This is a genomic window from Flavimarina sp. Hel_I_48 (assembly GCF_000733945.1).
In the GTDB taxonomy this organism is placed as follows: domain Bacteria; phylum Bacteroidota; class Bacteroidia; order Flavobacteriales; family Flavobacteriaceae; genus Leeuwenhoekiella.
Genome location: NZ_JPOL01000003.1, coordinates 29018 through 47668 on the forward strand (window position 1 = coordinate 29018; position 18651 = coordinate 47668).

Genomic DNA, 18651 nt, shown 5'->3' on the forward strand with positions numbered 1-18651 from the left:
TATGACATCACAAAATATAAAAATACTTGTACTGGCGGCAGGGAAATCCAAACGCATGGGCAAACCAAAACAATTGCTGCCCGTAGCAGATTTAACCCTCATCGAACTGGCTTTGCGCTCTGCAGAAAAAGCGCGCGTTTCCGGAGTTTATTGTGTGCTGGGCGCCAACGCCGAAGCAATAAAACCGGTAATTGCAAATCATGACATTAGCATTATCGAAAATGCGCAGTGGGAAGAGGGAATAGGCAAAAGTATTTCTGAAGGGGCAAAAGCCATTCTTGAAAGGGAACCGAAAACTACCGGAATTCTTATCCTTTTAGCAGATCAACCGAATATTGATGCCAACTATCTCGAAAAAATCATAACCAATTTTGAGGAACGTCCAGATACGGTCATTGCTTCTGATTATGGCGGTTTTTATGGCGTTCCTTCTTTATTTTCAAAACCGTATTTTGATATTTTGACAGGATTCACAACCGATTCTGGAGCAAAAGATTTTCTCAATGATCCTTCCATTCCCGTTATTGGTGTTAAATCGGTTGAAAAACTAAATGATATTGACACTCCAGCCGATTATGAGGCATTTCTAAAATCCCAAAATATATGATTGCAGTCAAAGAGGCACTAAAATGTATAGAGGAGCAAACGCAAGCCGGTAAAAAAGTCAAAATTCCTATTGCAGAAGCTTTTGCGCATGTTTTAGCTGAAGATGTGTTTACGACTATTTCCATGCCGCCCTTCCGGCAATCTGCAATGGATGGATATGCCATAAAATGGTCTGATGAAAAAGAATATACCGTAATTGGGGAAGTCCAGGCGGGTGCTGCAACAGATCAAGCACTCAACCCTGGCCAGGCCGTACGTATCTTTACAGGTGCGCGGGTTCCAGATGATGCAGATACCGTAGTCATTCAAGAGCATACTTCGCGTACCGACGAGATAATGCTTATCGATAAAATGCCCAACAAAGGTTCGAATATCAGGCCCATTGGGGAGCAGGTAAAAAAGGGCGATTTGGTACTTGAGGAAGGGACATTACTTAATGAAGCTGCCATTGGTTTTTTAGCGGGCTTGGGTATTGACGAAGTATCGGTTTATAAATTTCCAAAGGTTGGTATACTCGTAACCGGTAACGAACTTCAGGAGCTGGGCAAGCCTCTGCAGGAAGGTCAGATTTATGAAAGCAACGCCATCACCCTACAAATGGCGCTTAAACGTGCCGGTATTCATCAGATTGAAGTGAAAAAAGTGGGTGACGCTCTTAAAAGTACCGTAAATGCCATTCACGGATTGTTGGAACGTTGTGATTTTGTGCTTATTTCAGGTGGGATTTCAGTGGGCGATTATGATTTTGTGAAAGAAGCGTTGGAAATCAATAAGGTGGAGGAGTTTTTTTATAAAATAAACCAAAAACCCGGTAAACCCCTTTGGTATGGTAAAAAGGATCAGAAACATGTATTTGCGCTTCCCGGCAATCCTGGTTCTAGTCTGACCTGTTTTTATGTTTACGTCTGGCCCGCTTTACGGAAAATAAAAGGCTTCAAAGATTATAAAAACAAGTTGCAAAAAGCAGTACTGGAAACACCTGTTACGAATACCTTTGGTAAGGTTTTGTTCATAAAAGCGACCGTATATGAAGGGAAAGCCCATCAGTTAACGGGACAAGCGTCTTCCATGCTAAAAGCGTTTGCGATCTGTAATGCTTTGCTGATCGTTCCTGCCGAAACAGCCCAATTAGAAAAAGGAAATGAAATTGAATATATAGCACTGGATCAGTTTTAAAGCCTGAAATTTTAAACCTACAAACCCACACCATGCAAAAAGTTCATTATTACGGTGAAATTGCCGATAAGACCGGTTGTGAAAGTGAGCAACTCACGCTGCCTAATACCACGTTATTCAATTTACTTCTAGAATTACAAAAAAAATACAACCTTGAACAGGGCGATTTTCAGGTGGCGTTAAACCATAATCTTATTGATCCCACACAGGAATTAAAAATAGAGGAAACAGACGAAATTGCCATATTATCGGCTTTTGCAGGAGGATAAAAATGATTGAAAACAACAGATACAGCAGGCAGGTTAATTTGCCGCAAGTGGGAATGACAGGACAGGAAAAATTAAAAAACGCACGCGTCCTGGTTATAGGAGCTGGCGGACTAGGATGTGCCGTTTTACCGTATTTGGTCGCTTCCGGAATTGGTCATATTGGACTAATGGATGGCGATGTGGTTTCCCAAAGCAACTTGCACAGACAAGTGCTTTATACCGATGCCGATATTTTAAAACCGAAAGTTACTATTGCCGAAAAAAGATTAAAAGCGCTCAATCCAAATGTCGAAATTGCCGCAATAAATGGCTATTTTACCGGTAAAAATGCCCAGGAAACGGTTAAATCCTATGATTTGATCGTAGATGCCACTGATGCCATTGCCGCACGTTATCTGATTAACGATGCCTGTGTTCTTTGCAACAAGCCTTTTGTACATGCTTCCATTTACCGTTTTCAGGCGCAGGTTTCGGTGTTCAATTATAACAACGGCCCAACATACAGGTGTTTATTTCCCAATCCGCCAAAAGAGGCACCAAGTTGTGCGGAAGCCGGAGTTCTTGGTACTTCTGTGGCACTGGCAGGGATGCTACAGGCGAATGAAGTGATGAAAATAATTTTGGGTATTGGTGAAGTACTTTCAGGGCAATTGCTTCTCAAGGATGGGTTATCGAACAAGCAGGAAATTTTTCGGTTTAAAAAAAATGAAAGGATCAGTATTACCCAACAGCGTTTTGAAAAAGAACATTTGCAGGAACTGCGCATGATTGATTTTTCTTCCGCAAAGGAAAAAAACGGAATATTTCTGGATGTACGTGAAAAACAGGAAAAACCGACTATAAAACTGCCTAATTTGGTTCAAATTTCGGTTCAAAACCTGCGTGATGCACTGGGCGAATTGCCACGTGACCAACCTATTTTTATTTTCTGCCAGAGTGGAAAACGAAGTAAAAGCAGTTATAAACTGCTTAAAGAAAGTGATTTTGACGAGGTGTACTGTCTCAAAGAAAATGCACCAGAACTAGAACAATTAGTATCATGAGCAAGAAAAATATATTCATAGACGGCGCCATACCGGCGCAATTCATAGCAGATTCAATTGCCAAGCATCAAAGTAAGACGCGTATTGGGGCGCACAATATTTTTTTAGGTCAGGTGCGCGCAGATACTGTTGATAAAAAAACCGTTACAGGTATTGAATTTTCCCATTATGAAGAAATGGCGGAGAAGAAAGTAGCGCAGATCAGGGAGGACGCTTTTGATAAATTTGACCTGGTATGTATGCATGTTTACCATAGTATTGGGAAGGTTGCGGTAGGGGAAATTTGTATTTTTGTATTTGTTTCCGCAGGGCACAGGCCACACGTTTACGAAGCCACGGAATATATTGTTAATCGAATCAAGACAGAAGTTCCGCTTTTTGGAAAAGAATATTTTGATGATGCGGATTATCAATGGAAGAAGAATGGTTGATACTTTTTTGATTTCGCTATCGCTACACCAAAAACACTCATAGTAATATAGTAGCTTTATTATACTATTGATTGGTACGTTGGAAATTAGTGATATTGATTCTACCCTCAGCCAAAAGAAATAAACAATACCCAAAATAATTTCAATAACAATACCAATAAAAATACCCAATAATAATACTTAAGAATGGTTGATATTACCCATAAATCCAATACGTTACGCAGCGCGACCGCCCAGGCTATTGTCAAAGTAAGTCATCAGGCAACTATTGAGGCCATTAAGGAAGATAAAGTGCCTAAAGGGAACGTTTTTGCGATGAGTAAAGCCGCCGGATTACTGGGTGTAAAGAAAACCGCAGACCTGTTGCCGGACTGTCATCCTATGCCCATAGAATTTACGGGCATTGAATACGAAATACAAGGACTGGAAATTTTGGTAAAAATGACCGTTAAAACCATTTACAAGACCGGGGTAGAGGTAGAAGCCATGCATGGTGCAAGTATTGTTGCCCTAAATATGTATGATATGTTGAAACCTATCGACAAAGGGATTGAGATAGGCAGTATCAAACTTTTAGACAAAAAAGGCGGCAAAAGCACCTATAAACCACCAAAAACAGACGGAATTAAGGCGGGAATCGTCGTTTGTTCAGACCGGGTTTCCAAAGGAACTGCAGAAGACAGATCAGGCAAACTGATTAAAGAACGTTTGCAACAGTTTGACATAGCCGCTCAGGTCGTAGTGATTCCAGATGAGGTTGATGCCATACAGCAGCAAATCAAGGAACTGGTCAAAGAAAGAAATTTTGTTATCATCAGCGGCGGTACAGGATTGTCCCCCAGGGATGTTACGCCAGAAGCGCTTCTACCACTACTTGATAAGCGAATCACCGGGGTGGAGGAAAAAATAAGAAGCTATGGTCAGGACCGCATGCCTTACGCGATGCTTTCCAGAAGTGTGGTAGGTACGATAGGCAACAGTTTGATCATGGCATTGCCCGGTAGTTCAAAAGGGGTAGGTGAATCGCTAGATGCGGTTTTGCCGCACTTATTTCATATATTTTCAATTTTAAAAGGAGAAGCACATTAATATGGGTAACACCACAGCTATTTTACAGGATTCTTTCGGAAGACAGCATAATTACCTGCGCATTTCACTTATAGAAAAGTGTAATTTGCGCTGTACCTATTGTATGCCAGAAGAAGGGGTCATGCTTACTCCTCGCGAGCAATTGATGACCGCTAAGGAAATAATCGCAATTGCGCGTATTTTTGTGGAAAATGGCGTGGATAAAATACGCCTTACCGGTGGCGAACCCTTACTGCGAAAAGATTTTTCTGAAATTGCCGCAGCACTTTCAGAACTCCCGGTGCGTCTTTCCATAACGACAAACGCTATTTTAGTAGATCGTTATCTGGAGGATTTTAAAAAATATCGTATCTGGGATATCAATGCCAGTCTGGACACCTTAAAAACCGATAAATTCAGGACAATAACCAAAAGGGATCAGTTTCACCGCGCGTTCAATAACATTAACAAGCTTATTGAAGAAGATTTTAATGTTAAGCTTAACGTGGTCCTGATGAACAATTTCAACCAGGAAGAAATCACAGATTTTATTGCACTTACGCAAGACCGAAAGTTGAGCGTACGTTTTATAGAATTTATGCCCTTTGACGGCAACCAGTGGAACAAATCAAAACTGGTTTCTGAACGGGAGATACTTGATCGAGCAAATGCTTTCTTTGGAGAGTCACGTGTGGAGCGACTTCCCAATGAGAAAAATTTTACCGCGCGCAATTATCAGGTCAGCGGTTTTAAAGGGAATTTTGGGATCATAAGTTCGGTTACCAATCCTTTTTGCGACTCGTGCAACCGTATACGGCTAACCGCAAATGGAACGATAAAAAATTGTCTGTTCTCAAATAATGAAACCAATTTATTGGAAACCTTCCGCAACGGCGGAAAAATAGAACCGCTTATTCAAAATCTTTTACTAAAGAAAAAAGCAGTCCGCGCGGGGATGAATACTTCTGAGAAGCTGGAAAATCCTGAAAATCATTCTAATAATCGCAGTATGATCACCATAGGGGGTTAGCGATTAACTTAAATATAACATTTCTGGGGCTTATTTACATTGATTATTGACACCTCACGATTTAACTTTATAACTTCTGAATTTTACACCCGTACGTTCTTTTTTTTGGGAAAGGACTGCACAATTTGCTATTATTATGAAAGAGTACAAAGATAATATGAATAAAGAATTACAGGCTGATGAGCAGGAGCTCCAGTTGTCAGCAGATGAAAAATCCATTTTTGACCAGTTGGGCATTTTTGGTAAATCCCGGCGTCGCTTTTTGGGTCAGAGTTCTGTTGCAGGTTTGAGCCTTATGGCTTCCCAATTGATTTCAATAGACAACGTATTTGCTGGTGAAAATGCAACTCTTACGCCTCCGGTTCCATATAAAAACTCGGTAGACGTTTCCTTTACCATTAATAAAAAGGTAGAAAACCTAAACCTGGATTCCAGGGTAACTTTGCTTGATACCTTAAGGGAGAGACTACAGCTTACGGGAACAAAAAAAGGGTGTGATCACGGGCAGTGTGGCGCATGTACGGTTATCGTAGATGGTAAGCGCGTACTTTCCTGTCTTACGCTCGCCGCAAGTTGTGAGGGTAAACAAGTGACAAGTATAGAAGGTCTTGCAGAAGATAATGTACTTCACCCCGTGCAAAAGGCCTTTATTAAGAATGACGGATTTCAATGTGGCTATTGCACATCAGGTCAGATCTGTTCCTCGGTAGCGCTAATGGATGAGGCGAAAAACGGTGATGCAAGTTATGTGACCGAAGATATTATGGATGTTTCAAAAAACCTTACGCTATCTGATGAAGAAGTACGGGAGCGGATGTCTGGTAACATCTGTCGTTGTGGAGCTTATACAAATATAGTCGCAGCCATTCAGGAAGTGCATCAGGGAAGGGAAACGGATTATAACTGGCAATAAGTACGTAAATACCGACTGAAACGTACTAAAAACCGACGATTTTAGCTGAAAATCGGGCAATTTATCCCCTTTTTGAAGTAATTAATTTTAAAAGAAAAGCATGAGACCATTTACATATACTAAACCCGAAGATACCGCACAGGCTATGTCTTCCCTGGCGGAAAATAAAAATGCCAGATATTTGGCGGGGGGAACAAACCTCCTAGACTTGATGAAAGAAGATGTGGAGCGACCAGATGAGTTGGTTGACCTGGGAACCTTAGAGCTAAAAACAATCAAAGAAACCGATAAAGGTCTATCCCTTGGTGCTTTGGTAAGCAATACGGAAACCGCAAACCATCCCATGGTGAGGAAGAATTTCCCCATGCTTTCCCTCGCGATCCTTGCCGGTGCCTCAGGACAGATCAGGAATATGGCGACTAACGGTGGGAACCCAAACCAGCGCACACGTTGTCCCTACTTTTTTGATACGGCAATGCCTTGTAATAAACGCGAACCGGGAACGGGTTGCGGGGCTCTGGAAGGACAAAATCACCTGCACGCCATATTTGGCTGGAGCGAGAATTGTGTTGCAACGCATCCATCAGATATGTGTATCGCGCTTGCCGCTCTTGATGCTACCGTGACTATTGCAGATGCAAACGGTAATAAACGTACTATTCCTTTTGTAGATTATCACCGTTTACCTGGGGACGCTCCTGAAAAAGATAATGTGCTGGAACATGGCGAACTTATTACATCCATGGAGATTCCGGAGAATAATTTTGCAGCCAATAGCTATTATTTGAAAGTCCGTGATCGTTCGAGTTATGCCTTTGCGTTAATTTCAGTTGCAGCGGGACTGGAACTGGAAGGTAATACAATTAAAAAATCACGTATTGCCATGGGTGGTGTTTCCCACAAACCCTGGCGCGCGTATGCTGCTGAAAAGTTTCTGGAGGGAAAAGAAGCAACCGCGAGCAATTTTGAAGCCGCTGCAGATGCAGAAATGAACGAGGCAAAAACGCTGGAACACAACGCTTATAAAGTACCCATGGGTAAGCAATCCATTATACGGGCACTAAATGTGGCGCTTGCAGGCGATAAGGTATAACAAGAAACTATTCCATTGATGATCATAATATATACAGATCAAAAGAAGAAATAGTTCAATAAAATATTAGAAATGAAAGATTATAAATTATTAGGTTCTCCAGAGAGTAGGATAGAGGGTTATCTAAAAGTAACCGGAAAGGCCAAATACTCGGCAGAATTTCCAATTCCCAACGCCCTTTATGGTTTTCCTGTGCGCAGTACCATTTCCAAAGGAAGTATCGCAACAATTGATACCGAAAAAGCGGAAGCTTCTGAAGGTGTCGTTAAAATTATAACCTATAAAAATGCATTGGATCTTGGGGAAGACAAGAAAAATGACTCGGGCAAAATAAGCGAAGGAACCCGAAAAGTTTTACAGGACAATGTTATTAAAAGTTATGGTCAGTATATAGGGATCGTAGTTGCAGAAACCTTTGAACAGGCGCGTGCCGCTTCCCGAATGATCGAGGTTACCTATAATGAAGAAAAACCTGTGATCAGCTTTGAGGAAAATAGAAATAAGGCTTACAAACCAGATCCGGGAAGACCGTCAGGAATAGACACTTCACGAGGTAGTCTGGAGCAGGGTATCAATGAGGCCACCACAATGGTTGATGAGGTTTACAATACTCCAATAGAAGTTCACAATCCTATGGAGCCGCATGCCACAATTGCGGTTTTTGAAGGCGAAAAACTTACTATATATGATACATCCCAGATGCTTTACCGCACCATAGATGCCGTTGCTGAGGTATTTAGTATGCCGAAGGAAGACATTAAAGTTATCGCTACGTTTATAGGTGGCGGTTTTGGATCTAAATTGAGAGCCTGGGAACATGTAATGCTTACTATCCTAGCGGCAAAAATGCTTGATAAACCGGTAAAAACAGCAATTACCCGTCAAATGATGCAGACAAATGCCGGGATGAGACAGCACAACAGACAACATATCCGCCTGGGGGCAAATGACTCAGCAAGGTTAACGGCGCTGGCCCATGAAGTTGTGAGCCATACTGCCGTAGATGAACTTTACGTGGAAAAATCAGGATATTATAGCAGATCCATGTATGCAGTGCCCAACACACTGGTCACACACCGTGTATATGATACCAATATTCAGGTGCCTTCGTCCATGCGTGCGCCGGGAGAAGCTCCCGGTAGTTTTGCCCTGGAATCTGCCATGGATGAAATGGCCCATAAATTAAATATGGACCCTATAGAGTTTCGTATCAAAAACGAACCAGAAAAAGACCCACATACAGATAAGCCGTGGTCTTCCAGGTCTCTGATAGAATGTATGAAAGTAGGTGCAGAGAAATTCGGTTGGGAACGTAGAAAACAAGAGCCCAGAAGCAATCCTGACGGTAACTGGCTCATAGGGTATGGTATGGCGGGAGCCTCTCGTGGTGCTCCATATCAACAAGCTTCTTCCCGACTAATATTGAACAAAAAAGGGGATGAAGTAACAGCAACGGTAGAAATGGCCGCTACTGATATAGGTACTGGTAGTTACACGATCATAGCACAGACCGCAGCCAATACTTTAGGGATTCCCGTTGATCAGGTAGAAGTGCATATAGGTGATTCCAGCTTACCGAAAACTCCGGGTTCTGGAGGTTCATGGGGTGCAGGAACATTCTCAAGTGCAGCTGATGCGGTTTGCGAAAAAGTTATCAAAGACCTTAAGGAAAAAGCCGGTATCGCAACTGATCAGGAAATCAGTATAGGAGATCTGCTTGATGCGGCTAAGTTGGATACTTACAAAGCTGTGGCGACCGCTATGGCAGATGATGATGCCTCTAACTATTCTCATTATAGTTTTGGGGCTCACTTTGTGGAAGTTTGGGTAGATGAAAAGTTGGGTATCGTAAAAATACCGCACGTACTTTCTACTGCTGCAGTAGGAACGGTACTGAATCAAAAAACAGCCCGTTCGCAGGTTTTGGGTGGGATCATTTTTGGTCTCGGCCAGGCGATGACCGAAGAGACTTTACTGGATGAGCGTTATGGAAGTTATGTAACGCGAACGCTGGCCGATTATCATGTTCCCGTTAATCTGGACATAGGTAAAATTGATTTGCATTTTATTCCTGAAAAAGATGAGCATATTAATAGGATGGGGGTTAAAGGTATCGGTGAACTTGGTATTTCCAGTGTTGCTGCTGCAATTACAAATGCTATTTTTAATGCTACTGGAAAACGAGCTAGAAACCTGCCAGTAACACCGGCAAAAATGATAGCTATAGATGAAAGCGTAGCGGTCTAGATTTAAATTTTATCCAAAAAAGGCCTAAATTCTTAGAATTTAGGCCTTTTTTTATTCCCTTAGAGGCGTTTTGGTGTGTAAATGCTCCGTTTTCTGAGGCCAAATTCTACAATTTAGGTTTCATAGAATGCAAAATTAGCTCGCTGATGTTTAAAATATTAACCCTAAGTGATTTTATTGTTTCGCTGACATGTCCACTTTCACTTTTTGCCTCATTAAATGTATTGTCTTTTCTACAGCTTCACTAACATTTTGCATTCACTTTTAATCGTGATTCTTGTTTTATTGACATTTCGTCTGTTTTTTTTTAATAATTATTTATGCCTGAAGCGAAAGGCTTAAAAAAGTCCTTATCAATACTATCAAACCTAAAATAGCGACAGATTTTTAAGAGTGTTCTTTAACCACAGTGGCCATTATCTGCTGCGATTAATATATCTAATCCTAGCAGTATAGACTTGAACACAGCTTGACGAAGTTCTACATACATAGCATTATTTTTACTTCTTAAAAAAACAATAAATTTTAAAACGGAAAAAATGGAGTCAAAAAAATGGTCAAAATTCTAATAGCTTCCATCATCCTTGCGATGTAGTCAATATAATATTTTATGCTTTCCATTGCTATTATGCTTTTATTGGTTGGCGTATGAGCAAATACGTTGTCAGAAACTAAACTAGTAAACAATGACAAGCGGTAGAAAATTCCGGAGATTTAAAACTTAAAATTTTTAGTTTCTTTCAGCAATGTTTTCTCGCAGGCTAGTAATAGTGTTACCGGTTATGTCGCTTTTATCTAAAAAAATGTTGAGTATCTGGGCTTTATTTATTTCTAAATAGTCTTGCAACTGTTTTTCGCATATCGTCAAGTTTTTCAAGAGGTTCAATAAATGTTGGGTTTTTCAAATTAATTTGTGAACTGTCCGCAACTCCAGATTGCATGGGATAAATCAATATGTAACTCGTGTCTTTAAAATACTCGTTTAGGTAGGAAGGGATTTTTGTCATATTGCTATGGAATGATGGTTTATCTTTTCTACTCAAAACAATTATCAAATTGTCATCCTGATGAAAATTTCCTGCGAGTGTTAAAAAGTGATCCCAATTATTAAAGTTTCTAAATTCACAGGCTATCGGGTGTTTAGTTTGAATTTCCTGTATAAGATTCAGGGTTTCCTGAGCTGCATAAAAAATTAGTTTAGCGCCTGAATTTCGGGCTATGTTCCAAACTTTTATTATCCAAAATGGAAAGCCTATTTCATTCTCTGCATTTTCAGGTACAATGATAATGTGCCTTTTAATGGTCGAGAAAGGTTGGGCAGGTTTATATATCAAGCTTGTAGTATTGCATTTTGTCAAAATGCCTTCAGTTAAATTTCCTAAAAAAGAATCTGAAATTCCTTTGTTTACATGAAGTCCCAATATTAAATCTGTGATATTATGTTCTTTGGCCACACTGGTTATGCCATTCACAATATTGAGGTCGTAACGTAGTACCTGTTGTATCAAATTATCTGTTGCCGAAGCGGTTACCGCTGCTTTAATTAGAATTTTTCTTGCTTGTTTTTCTGACGATCCATCCATTTTATTGTTATCAACAATACTTAAAGCAAGCAAACCATCTTTATTCTTCTTTGATTTAATGGTAACTCCCAAATTGATGAGTTCATCTGTTGTTTCAATGTTGCTTATTGGAATTAAAATTTTTTCCTGACTTTTTTCCGTATCAGTTGTTGTGTCTGAGTTTTCCAGATGTGCAATATTTGTTGCTCCTTTTTGAGCAACAAAGGAGGCGATAGTACAGGTGAAAAGTATCATCAAAATAGTTCCGTTCAAAATGCTTTCATTTAGCAATCGGATAGGTTCTCCCGTTTCAGTTTGTCCAACAGTAATGTTGTAACCAATTAAAACCGCTGCCAGGGTTGCGGCTGCTTGCGCATTACTTAAACCAAAAATTAATCTTCGCTCGTCCACTGAAAACTTATACGTCTTTTGAGTCAACCAGGCTGCAAGAAATTTTGCTGTGGTTGCGACAAAAATCATTACCGATGCGACCTTTATTGTTTCAAAATCCTTGAAAAATACCCGGTAATTAATGAGCATACCTACACCTATAAGAAAGAACGGAATAAAAATAGCGTTGCCTACAAATTCAATTCTGTTCATCAGGGGTGACGTATGCGGAATCAATCGGTTAAGGGCCAATCCAGATAAAAACGCTCCAATGATTGCTTCAATACCTGCCAGTTCTGCGAGAACTGCGCCAAGAAAAACCATTACCAAAACAAAAATGTATTGAGAAACATTGTCGTCAAACCGCTTAAAAAACCAACGACCGATAATGGGGAATATCAACATTACAATCAATCCAAAAACAAGAATAGAAACAGACAATCGTATCCAAAATGCAGTATTAACCTCCCCAGTTGTCATTCCTACGATAACTGCAAGAACCAATAGGGCTAAAGTATCCGTTATCATTGTTCCGCCCACAGTTATATTGACGGCTTTGTTTTTTGCCACGCCCATTTTACTAATTAATGGGTACGCAATTAGTGTGTGAGAAGCAAACATACTTGCCAATAAAACCGATGTTGGTAAGGAAAATTTTAAAACATACAATCCTGTTATTATTCCCATGGTCATTGGGATCAGGAATGTATATAAGCCAAATACCAGACTTTTTTTACTATTTTTCTTAAAGTCTACCAGGTCAATTTCCAAACCTGCAAGAAACATTATGTATAGAAGCCCCGCTGTTCCTGAAAGGATGATACCACTGTCTCTCTCCATTAGATTGATTCCATTAGGTCCTATAATCGCGCCTGCTATTATAAGTCCTAGAAGATGAGGGATTTTTATTTTATTTAGAAGGATAGGGGCGAATAGAATGATTACCAATATCAAAAGGAATTTCACTACCGGATTAGTAAGGGGTAAGGTTGTTTCTAATACGCTTGATAGTATCATTATTTTTCGCTTTTAAATCTACCGTATCGGCTTCTGTCCAGTGCTAAAATAGGTTGACCATTTAGGTCTACTACGTTACGCTACTGAGCTACTAATATCGGTATTTTTCTGTACGGTATTTACTTCTGGTTTTAATTAATGTTAGGGCAATCTATTTTAAATTTAAGGCTTAAACACATGCGTTTTAATTATAGATTGTGATTGGCTTGTAGCCCTTCTGAACTAGGATGAGGTTTACAATTGTAGAGTCGCATCAGGGTTTCTGTTTGCATATTCCGTAGATAAGCGTTGTTACAGGGATAGTATTATTATTTAAAACTGACGTTGATCCCGTTTGTTTCGGCCAAGTGGGTAGAGGTAGGGTTACCGTATTGCAAATCTGGTTGAGAGGGGAACCTTCTTAATAATCTCGAATTCTTTGATCTTGTGTTGTAGCTTTTACCCTCATTTAGTTTGCCCCTACCTTTTTTCTTTTGCTTTGAGCTATTTAATTTTATAGGCAATACAAAATTTTGAAAAATTGTAGGTTTGACGGTATAATTAATATTATTGGTGAATATACCTGGGATAATGAAGATAGCTTTATTTTTAAAATTAATAAAGATGGGTTTACCAAGTTAGAGGGGACCTTAAAGTTTTGCAGTTATGTAGAAATAATCATAAGGGAATCTGGAGTACTTTAAAGGCAGGAGTGGAATAAATCTTCTTCTAGCGAGTGAAAAATGGCCGAAAGTAAGGCTGTAATAAATAGCTCAGAAATATTTTGCTTTTATGTGCGTTCAATTCCTACCAGTATAGCAAGGCTTGCCATAATTTTCATGAACGGATTGTAATTAAAAGCATGTGCAAGAAACTGTCATTGATCTTAGTGGTCAATAGCTCTTGAAACAGGCATTAGCGATTTTGAAATCCGGTTTGCCCTACGATGAAAACCACGTGTCTGTTTTGTTAAAAGGGTAGGTCAAAAGTGGAATAAATGTAACAGCTAATATCTGGAATTGTAGATTTTAGCAACGGACAAATAGGTCTCAGATTTAATGTTGAAAAGAGTTAGTTTTTACCTCAGTTCTTTGCTGTACGTAGGCTTTTATCGTTTCGTTCATTACTTCCTTTGGGTATTTCCATTTTAACATTTGGTTTGGTGAACTGTTCAATCCGCTATTTATTTTTCGGAAAGGCAAATTTTCAAAACTTCCGTAATCAATTTTCCATTGCTCAATGCTAAACATACAATTATTCAGAGAACCATTCGCACTTCGGTCATTATTTGTTTCGCACAGTTTTATTTCTCCAATTAACGCACTCAAATTTTCGTAATCAATTTCAATTCCATCACTATTTAATTGGGAATGAAGAGTTTCTGTAAATATTCGTGAGATATTATTCAAATCAAATGTTTTTATGTCTGGCAATATCAGCAAATATTTGGTCAGTTTGTTTACTATCAGCCAGCATTTTTTTCTGTCCACATAAAAAATGGTTGCAACCCATTCGCCCAGGATTTTATTATCGGCTTCACTTTTTTTGACAATCGATTTTTGTATCGTTTTTTCAAGTTTTCGAGTTGTATATATTTGAGTGCAATTCATTCAGTATGTTGGTTTTATGCGTGTTTTTAGTAGCTTACTTACAACTTCTGGTATAAGATTAGTCGCGAGTGTCAGCAACTAGTTTAGCAAAACCACACCAGATAAAAAATTCGATGGGATTATTGTAAGCTAGGCCTGCACTAGCAATTCATTTATACTATGTTAACCGCCGTTTTTTCTTTTTTTTAATATATAGTTTTTTTAAATAGCTAATTCTTTAAAAAAATCCTTTATATCTTTTGCTAATAAATCTGGTTGCTCCATTGCTGCAAAATGTCCACCAGCAGGCATTTCCGTCCAATGGGTGATATTGAAACTTTTTTCGATGTATGAACGTGGTGGTGTAGGCAATTCTTTTGGGAATTTGGCGAATCCGACAGGAACTTTAATAAAATCGGTCTTACCAAATTTCAAGGGAAGTTTACTGTTTTCATTATACATTCGGATTGACGAATGAATACTTTGTGTAATCCAATAAAGCGTTACGTTTGCAAGCAATTCATCATTAGTGAAAATAGAATTAATGTTACCGTTATTTTCACTCCACGTATTGAATTTTTCTATAATCCAAGCACACAGTCCAATTGGCGAATCATTTAATCCGTAAGCCAGAGTCAAAGGTTTTGAGCTTTGAATATAAGAATATGCACCTTCTTTTGAAGCCCAGTCCAAAGCAAATTTTTGAAATGTTACAACTTCTTCAGTTAGTTGTTCTCCATCCTTTAAGTACGGCTTATAAGAACCAGAAATATAGTTTAAGTGCAGGCCAAGTACATTTTTAGGATATTTTAAAGATAGCCAAGTGCTTATTCCTGAACCAATATCTCCACCTTGTGTTCCATATTCCTTGTATCCCAATTCTGTCATTAATTTATGCCATATATCGGCAACAAGTGCAGAATTACAACCTTCAACTTTACTTGGGCTTGAATAGCCAAAACCAATTATTGACGGAATAACCAAATCAAAAGAAACATCTTGGTCCTCTGTTAATAAAGGTATTAGTTTCATCATTTCCAAAAATGATCCTGGCCATCCATGTGTAATAATTAAAGGAATAGATTTTTCCCCTTTTCCTTTTATATGCATAAAATGAATATCGTGATTGTCAATAGTTGCAATAAAATTTGGAAAGGAATTTATTTCTGCCTCAACTTCTCTCCAATCGAAACTGTTTAGCCAATGACCGGATAATTTTTTCATAAATGAAAGACTCGTTCCATAACTCCAATTGGAGTTGGATATTTCGTCTGGCCAACGAGTATTCTTAATTTTATTCTTTAAGTCATCAAGAATTTCTTCAGAAATATTTGCTACAAAAGGCTTTATCATTTTTAATTTAGATGTTGAATTCTGTCTTATGATGGCAGTTAACGTATTTGCTATATACTGCTTAAGTTCGATGCTCTTTAAATTTAGATATAAATCAGGAAGAACAAAAAGAGGATTAAGGTTAATATATACGTTGAAGCGTTAGACTTCATCAACACATTAGACTCCGCCCAGTCCAGGCATTGATAACCCCCTCTCTCTTTTTATTACTCTTAGCACGTTCAGTTCTGTGAGGCCTAGACCTCGTTTTTAAGCCTGCGCTGAGATTGTCGATGTGTTGTTGTGATCAAAGTAGCTTACTCTTTCTCAAAAGCAGTTGTTATGAATATATATAAAGAAACTTTTGGAGTTGATATCAGTACGGATTTCTTTGATGTTTATGGTAATGTTTGCGGTCATTCTCAATTTAAAAAGAGGAGCAGGGATTTAATTTATTTGTTAAGACAATAGCTTTAGATTTTCTGGTAGTTATGGAAGCTATCAGTTATTATCACTATTGACTAGCACAGTTTCCTTATAAAACTGAAATTACCGTATTTGTGCTGAACCCTTTGGCGGTCAGGCATTTTATACAAATAAAACTGGCCAGGATAAAGACCGATAAGAGCGATTCCAAAGCTATCTGTAATTTTTTTAGACTTATTAAGTGCAAAGATCAATTCCTTTTTATTATCAAATAAATGTTCTGGAATTTCACTTTCCACAATTCCTTATATTCATTTATTTTGACTAACAACTTGTCAAATTTAATTGATTGTTCTTTGGTTAGATTTAATTCCATACGCTACTTAAATATTTGCTAAAAAATGGCTAAGAGTAACCTTACCCTTAGCCATTTTATAAACTACCTTTTATCCCCTTGATTTCTCGATCTCCCGGGCAACCTGGGTGGCATCCCATTTTTTTTGTTCACTTTTTTCGGGATCGCTTTCTTTCAGGTCTTCTGCTTCTTGCTTTAAATTTTCGTACTTTTTAAGGAGTTCGCGTACTTCAGAATCTGGTGTGTTACTTTGCATAGTGTTTTTTTATTTGAAGATAAGCCAAAAACTGCAGAGCGCTTCGGCTTTAAGATTATTTACAATTATATTTTTTCAAGTAAAACAAGCGTATTTGGCGTATTTAAGGTGATTTTCTGATCTTTTACAACCGTTTCTGCGCCGCTATAGGTATCCCTTAGTTTCGTTCCTTCTGGAAAAACTGTGGCCGTTTTTAGCGTTTTTTCGCCTTTTGGCAAATCCAGTCCCACGAGCACATCGTCTGTATAGTTATCCTTTAAAAAGCTACGGTGAAAAACATACGGCTGCTGTGTGATCATTTTGTGCCTTCCGGCGCCAATTGCGGGGTGGTTTTTTCTAAAGCTGCCCAACTTCTGCCAGTGCTCTAAAATGTTTCGCGTAGCGGTAGCATCTATCGCATCCCAATTCATAAAAGAGCGCAATGTGGCATCACCTTCCGTGCCTGCAATGCTAAGGTTACGTGCAGTCTCGTCGCCGTAATAAACCTGTGAAAGCCCTGGGGTCAACAATAATTTTGTCCCGGTTTCATAGGGTTTTTCACGGTTTTTGTCAAAAGGGTCCCCGTCATCGTGGGAGGTTGCGTAGTTGAGCACGCTTTTCCCTTTTAAACTGCTGTGCAGGATGGAATCATATTTTGCAAACAGGGTCTCATAATCGCCCTGCGCATCATATTTAAACTGAAAGTTGATCAGGTCGTCAAAACCGTGCGCATAATAATCTACCGCGACCTCGCCAAAATTGAATTCCCGCCCGCCATCAATACTATAATTATAGACTTCGCCAAGCATAAAAAAGTCGTTGTCGTCAAGCACTTTTGCTGCATTTGCCTTTTTCCAGTCTGCAAATGCGACCGCCGCCTGTTGTTTAAGAACGCTCCATGCGCCTTCATTGACATGCTTTGCGGTATCCACGCGGTAGGCATCAATTCCCAGTTCACGCACATAATCGGTCAACCATTTGACAAGGTAATTCGTAGGTGTTTTTTTGAGTCCGCTGCTGGAAAAAAACGTGTTTAATTCTTCCATTTCCTGTTTAAAACGGCCTTCTTTTTGCCATTTTTCGGCTAAAAAAGCCGGAATTTCAACTTCTTCTTCGCTATCAGTTTTAATATCGGGAAGGTTTGCCACAAGGGTACATGCTACCGTAGATTCGTAGCTTTCATAAGTACATTGCGGTTGCTGCCGGGCCCAGTTTTCACCCCAGAAAGGATCTTTTTCGGTTACGGGTCCCGTATGGTTGAGCACCACATCCATGACTATACGTATCCCGTGATCGTGCGCTGTTTGAACCAATTCTTCAAGCGCTGCGAAGGTGCCAAAGTTGGGGTCCAGCGCGGTCCAGTCTTTTGCCCAGTAGCCGTGATAGGCATAGGTATTGCCCGTCCCTTCGTCTACCGCGCCGTGAATTTGCTCTACTACCGGCGTGAACCATAATGCATTGATGCCCAGCTTGTCAAAATAACCTTCTTCTATTTTAGCGGTGATCCCTTTAATATCGCCTCCTTTAAAATCCCGAAGTACTGCGGTTTCCTGGTCACGTTCAAAGTTAAGATCGTTTGTGGTATCGCCATTGTTAAAGCGGTCTGTAAGAAGAAAGTAAACGTTTGCGCCCTCCCATACAAAAGGGGTTTCGGTTTTGAATTCTGTTTGTTGTGGTGTCTCTTTGGTTTGTGTTTTGCATCCGCCAAGGGCAAAAATACCGGTGATCAGGATGATTTTAAATAGTTTGCACATGTGCTATAGGTTTAATTTTTCTTCGGAATTTTATTTTGTCCGAAAATAATCTTTTTCTCACAAATTTCACTTACAACACGCCCACGTGACCTTTTTTATTCTGGGCGTTAACCGTACTTTTGCCACTTATAAAGGA

The 18651-nt window shown here is 39.4% G+C and carries 15 protein-coding genes and 1 pseudogene; 10 read left to right on the forward strand and 6 right to left on the reverse strand.

Annotation, left to right across the window (positions count from 1 at the left end; all coding sequences use genetic code 11):
* Position 1: 1 nt before the first annotated feature.
* The 10 genes from P162_RS16020 to P162_RS16065 all read left to right on the forward strand — a co-directional run bounded on the left by P162_RS16020 (position 2) and on the right by P162_RS16065 (position 9876).
* Positions 2-607, forward strand: coding sequence for an NTP transferase domain-containing protein (locus P162_RS16020; protein WP_051908101.1), 606 nt, complete (start codon positions 2-4; stop codon positions 605-607).
* Positions 604-1782, forward strand: a complete 1179-nt coding sequence (gene glp / locus P162_RS16025; RefSeq protein ID WP_031428838.1) for a gephyrin-like molybdotransferase Glp — start codon at positions 604-606, stop codon at positions 1780-1782. The genes P162_RS16020 and glp overlap by 4 nt, the downstream gene beginning before the upstream one ends.
* Before the next feature lie 32 nt (positions 1783-1814).
* Positions 1815-2051, forward strand: a complete 237-nt coding sequence (locus P162_RS16030; RefSeq protein ID WP_031428840.1) for a MoaD/ThiS family protein — start codon at positions 1815-1817, stop codon at positions 2049-2051.
* Between the two features lie 2 nt (positions 2052-2053).
* Positions 2054-3094 (forward strand): HesA/MoeB/ThiF family protein, encoded by a 1041-nt coding sequence (locus tag P162_RS16035; RefSeq protein WP_031428841.1) that lies wholly within the window; start codon positions 2054-2056, stop codon positions 3092-3094.
* Entirely contained in the window at positions 3091-3525 is a 435-nt protein-coding gene (locus tag P162_RS16040; protein WP_031428843.1) for a molybdenum cofactor biosynthesis protein MoaE, read from the forward strand. The genes P162_RS16035 and P162_RS16040 overlap by 4 nt, the downstream gene beginning before the upstream one ends.
* Positions 3526-3711: 186 nt before the next feature.
* Positions 3712-4614 (forward strand): bifunctional molybdenum cofactor biosynthesis protein MoaC/MoaB, encoded by a 903-nt coding sequence (gene moaCB / locus P162_RS16045; RefSeq protein ID WP_031428845.1) that lies wholly within the window; start codon positions 3712-3714, stop codon positions 4612-4614.
* Position 4615: 1 nt separating this feature from the next.
* Positions 4616-5623, forward strand: a complete 1008-nt coding sequence (gene moaA, locus P162_RS16050; RefSeq protein WP_031428847.1) for a GTP 3',8-cyclase MoaA — start codon at positions 4616-4618, stop codon at positions 5621-5623.
* A 136-nt stretch (positions 5624-5759) separates the two neighbouring features.
* Positions 5760-6536, forward strand: a complete 777-nt coding sequence (locus P162_RS16055) for a 2Fe-2S iron-sulfur cluster-binding protein (RefSeq protein WP_051908103.1) — start codon at positions 5760-5762, stop codon at positions 6534-6536.
* A gap of 100 nt (positions 6537-6636) precedes the next feature.
* Positions 6637-7629 (forward strand): FAD binding domain-containing protein, encoded by a 993-nt coding sequence (locus P162_RS16060; protein WP_031428849.1) that lies wholly within the window; start codon positions 6637-6639, stop codon positions 7627-7629.
* A 72-nt stretch (positions 7630-7701) separates the two neighbouring features.
* The gene (locus P162_RS16065) at positions 7702-9876 is read left to right on the forward strand and encodes a xanthine dehydrogenase family protein molybdopterin-binding subunit (protein WP_031428850.1); all 2175 of its coding nucleotides are present in this window, start codon (positions 7702-7704) and stop codon (positions 9874-9876) included.
* Positions 9877-10194: 318 nt separating this feature from the next.
* On the opposite strand, the pseudogene P162_RS18090 reads toward P162_RS16065, so the two are convergent.
* The 6 genes and pseudogenes from P162_RS18090 to P162_RS16100 form a co-directional block, all read right to left on the reverse strand.
* Positions 10195-10257 (reverse strand): annotated as a pseudogene (locus P162_RS18090) (hypothetical protein); the annotation flags it as partial.
* 440 nt (positions 10258-10697) lie between these two features.
* A complete protein-coding gene (locus P162_RS16080; protein WP_031428851.1) occupies positions 10698-12845 on the reverse strand; it encodes a cation:proton antiporter in 2148 nt (715 codons plus the stop codon).
* Between the two features lie 1034 nt (positions 12846-13879).
* Positions 13880-14434 carry a DUF6933 domain-containing protein gene (locus tag P162_RS16085; RefSeq protein WP_031428852.1) on the reverse strand — a complete coding sequence of 185 codons (555 nt, stop codon included), beginning with the start codon at positions 14432-14434 and terminating at the stop codon, positions 13880-13882.
* A gap of 201 nt (positions 14435-14635) precedes the next feature.
* Positions 14636-15766 (reverse strand): epoxide hydrolase family protein, encoded by a 1131-nt coding sequence (locus tag P162_RS16090; RefSeq protein ID WP_031428853.1) that lies wholly within the window; start codon positions 15764-15766, stop codon positions 14636-14638.
* A gap of 851 nt (positions 15767-16617) precedes the next feature.
* Positions 16618-16782: a hypothetical protein gene (locus P162_RS17770; protein ID WP_164076281.1), complete on the reverse strand. Its 165-nt coding sequence runs from the start codon at positions 16780-16782 to the stop codon at positions 16618-16620.
* 65 nt (positions 16783-16847) lie between these two features.
* A complete protein-coding gene (locus tag P162_RS16100; RefSeq protein ID WP_031428855.1) occupies positions 16848-18515 on the reverse strand; it encodes an alpha-amylase family glycosyl hydrolase in 1668 nt (555 codons plus the stop codon).
* Between the last annotated feature and the right edge of the window lie 136 nt (positions 18516-18651).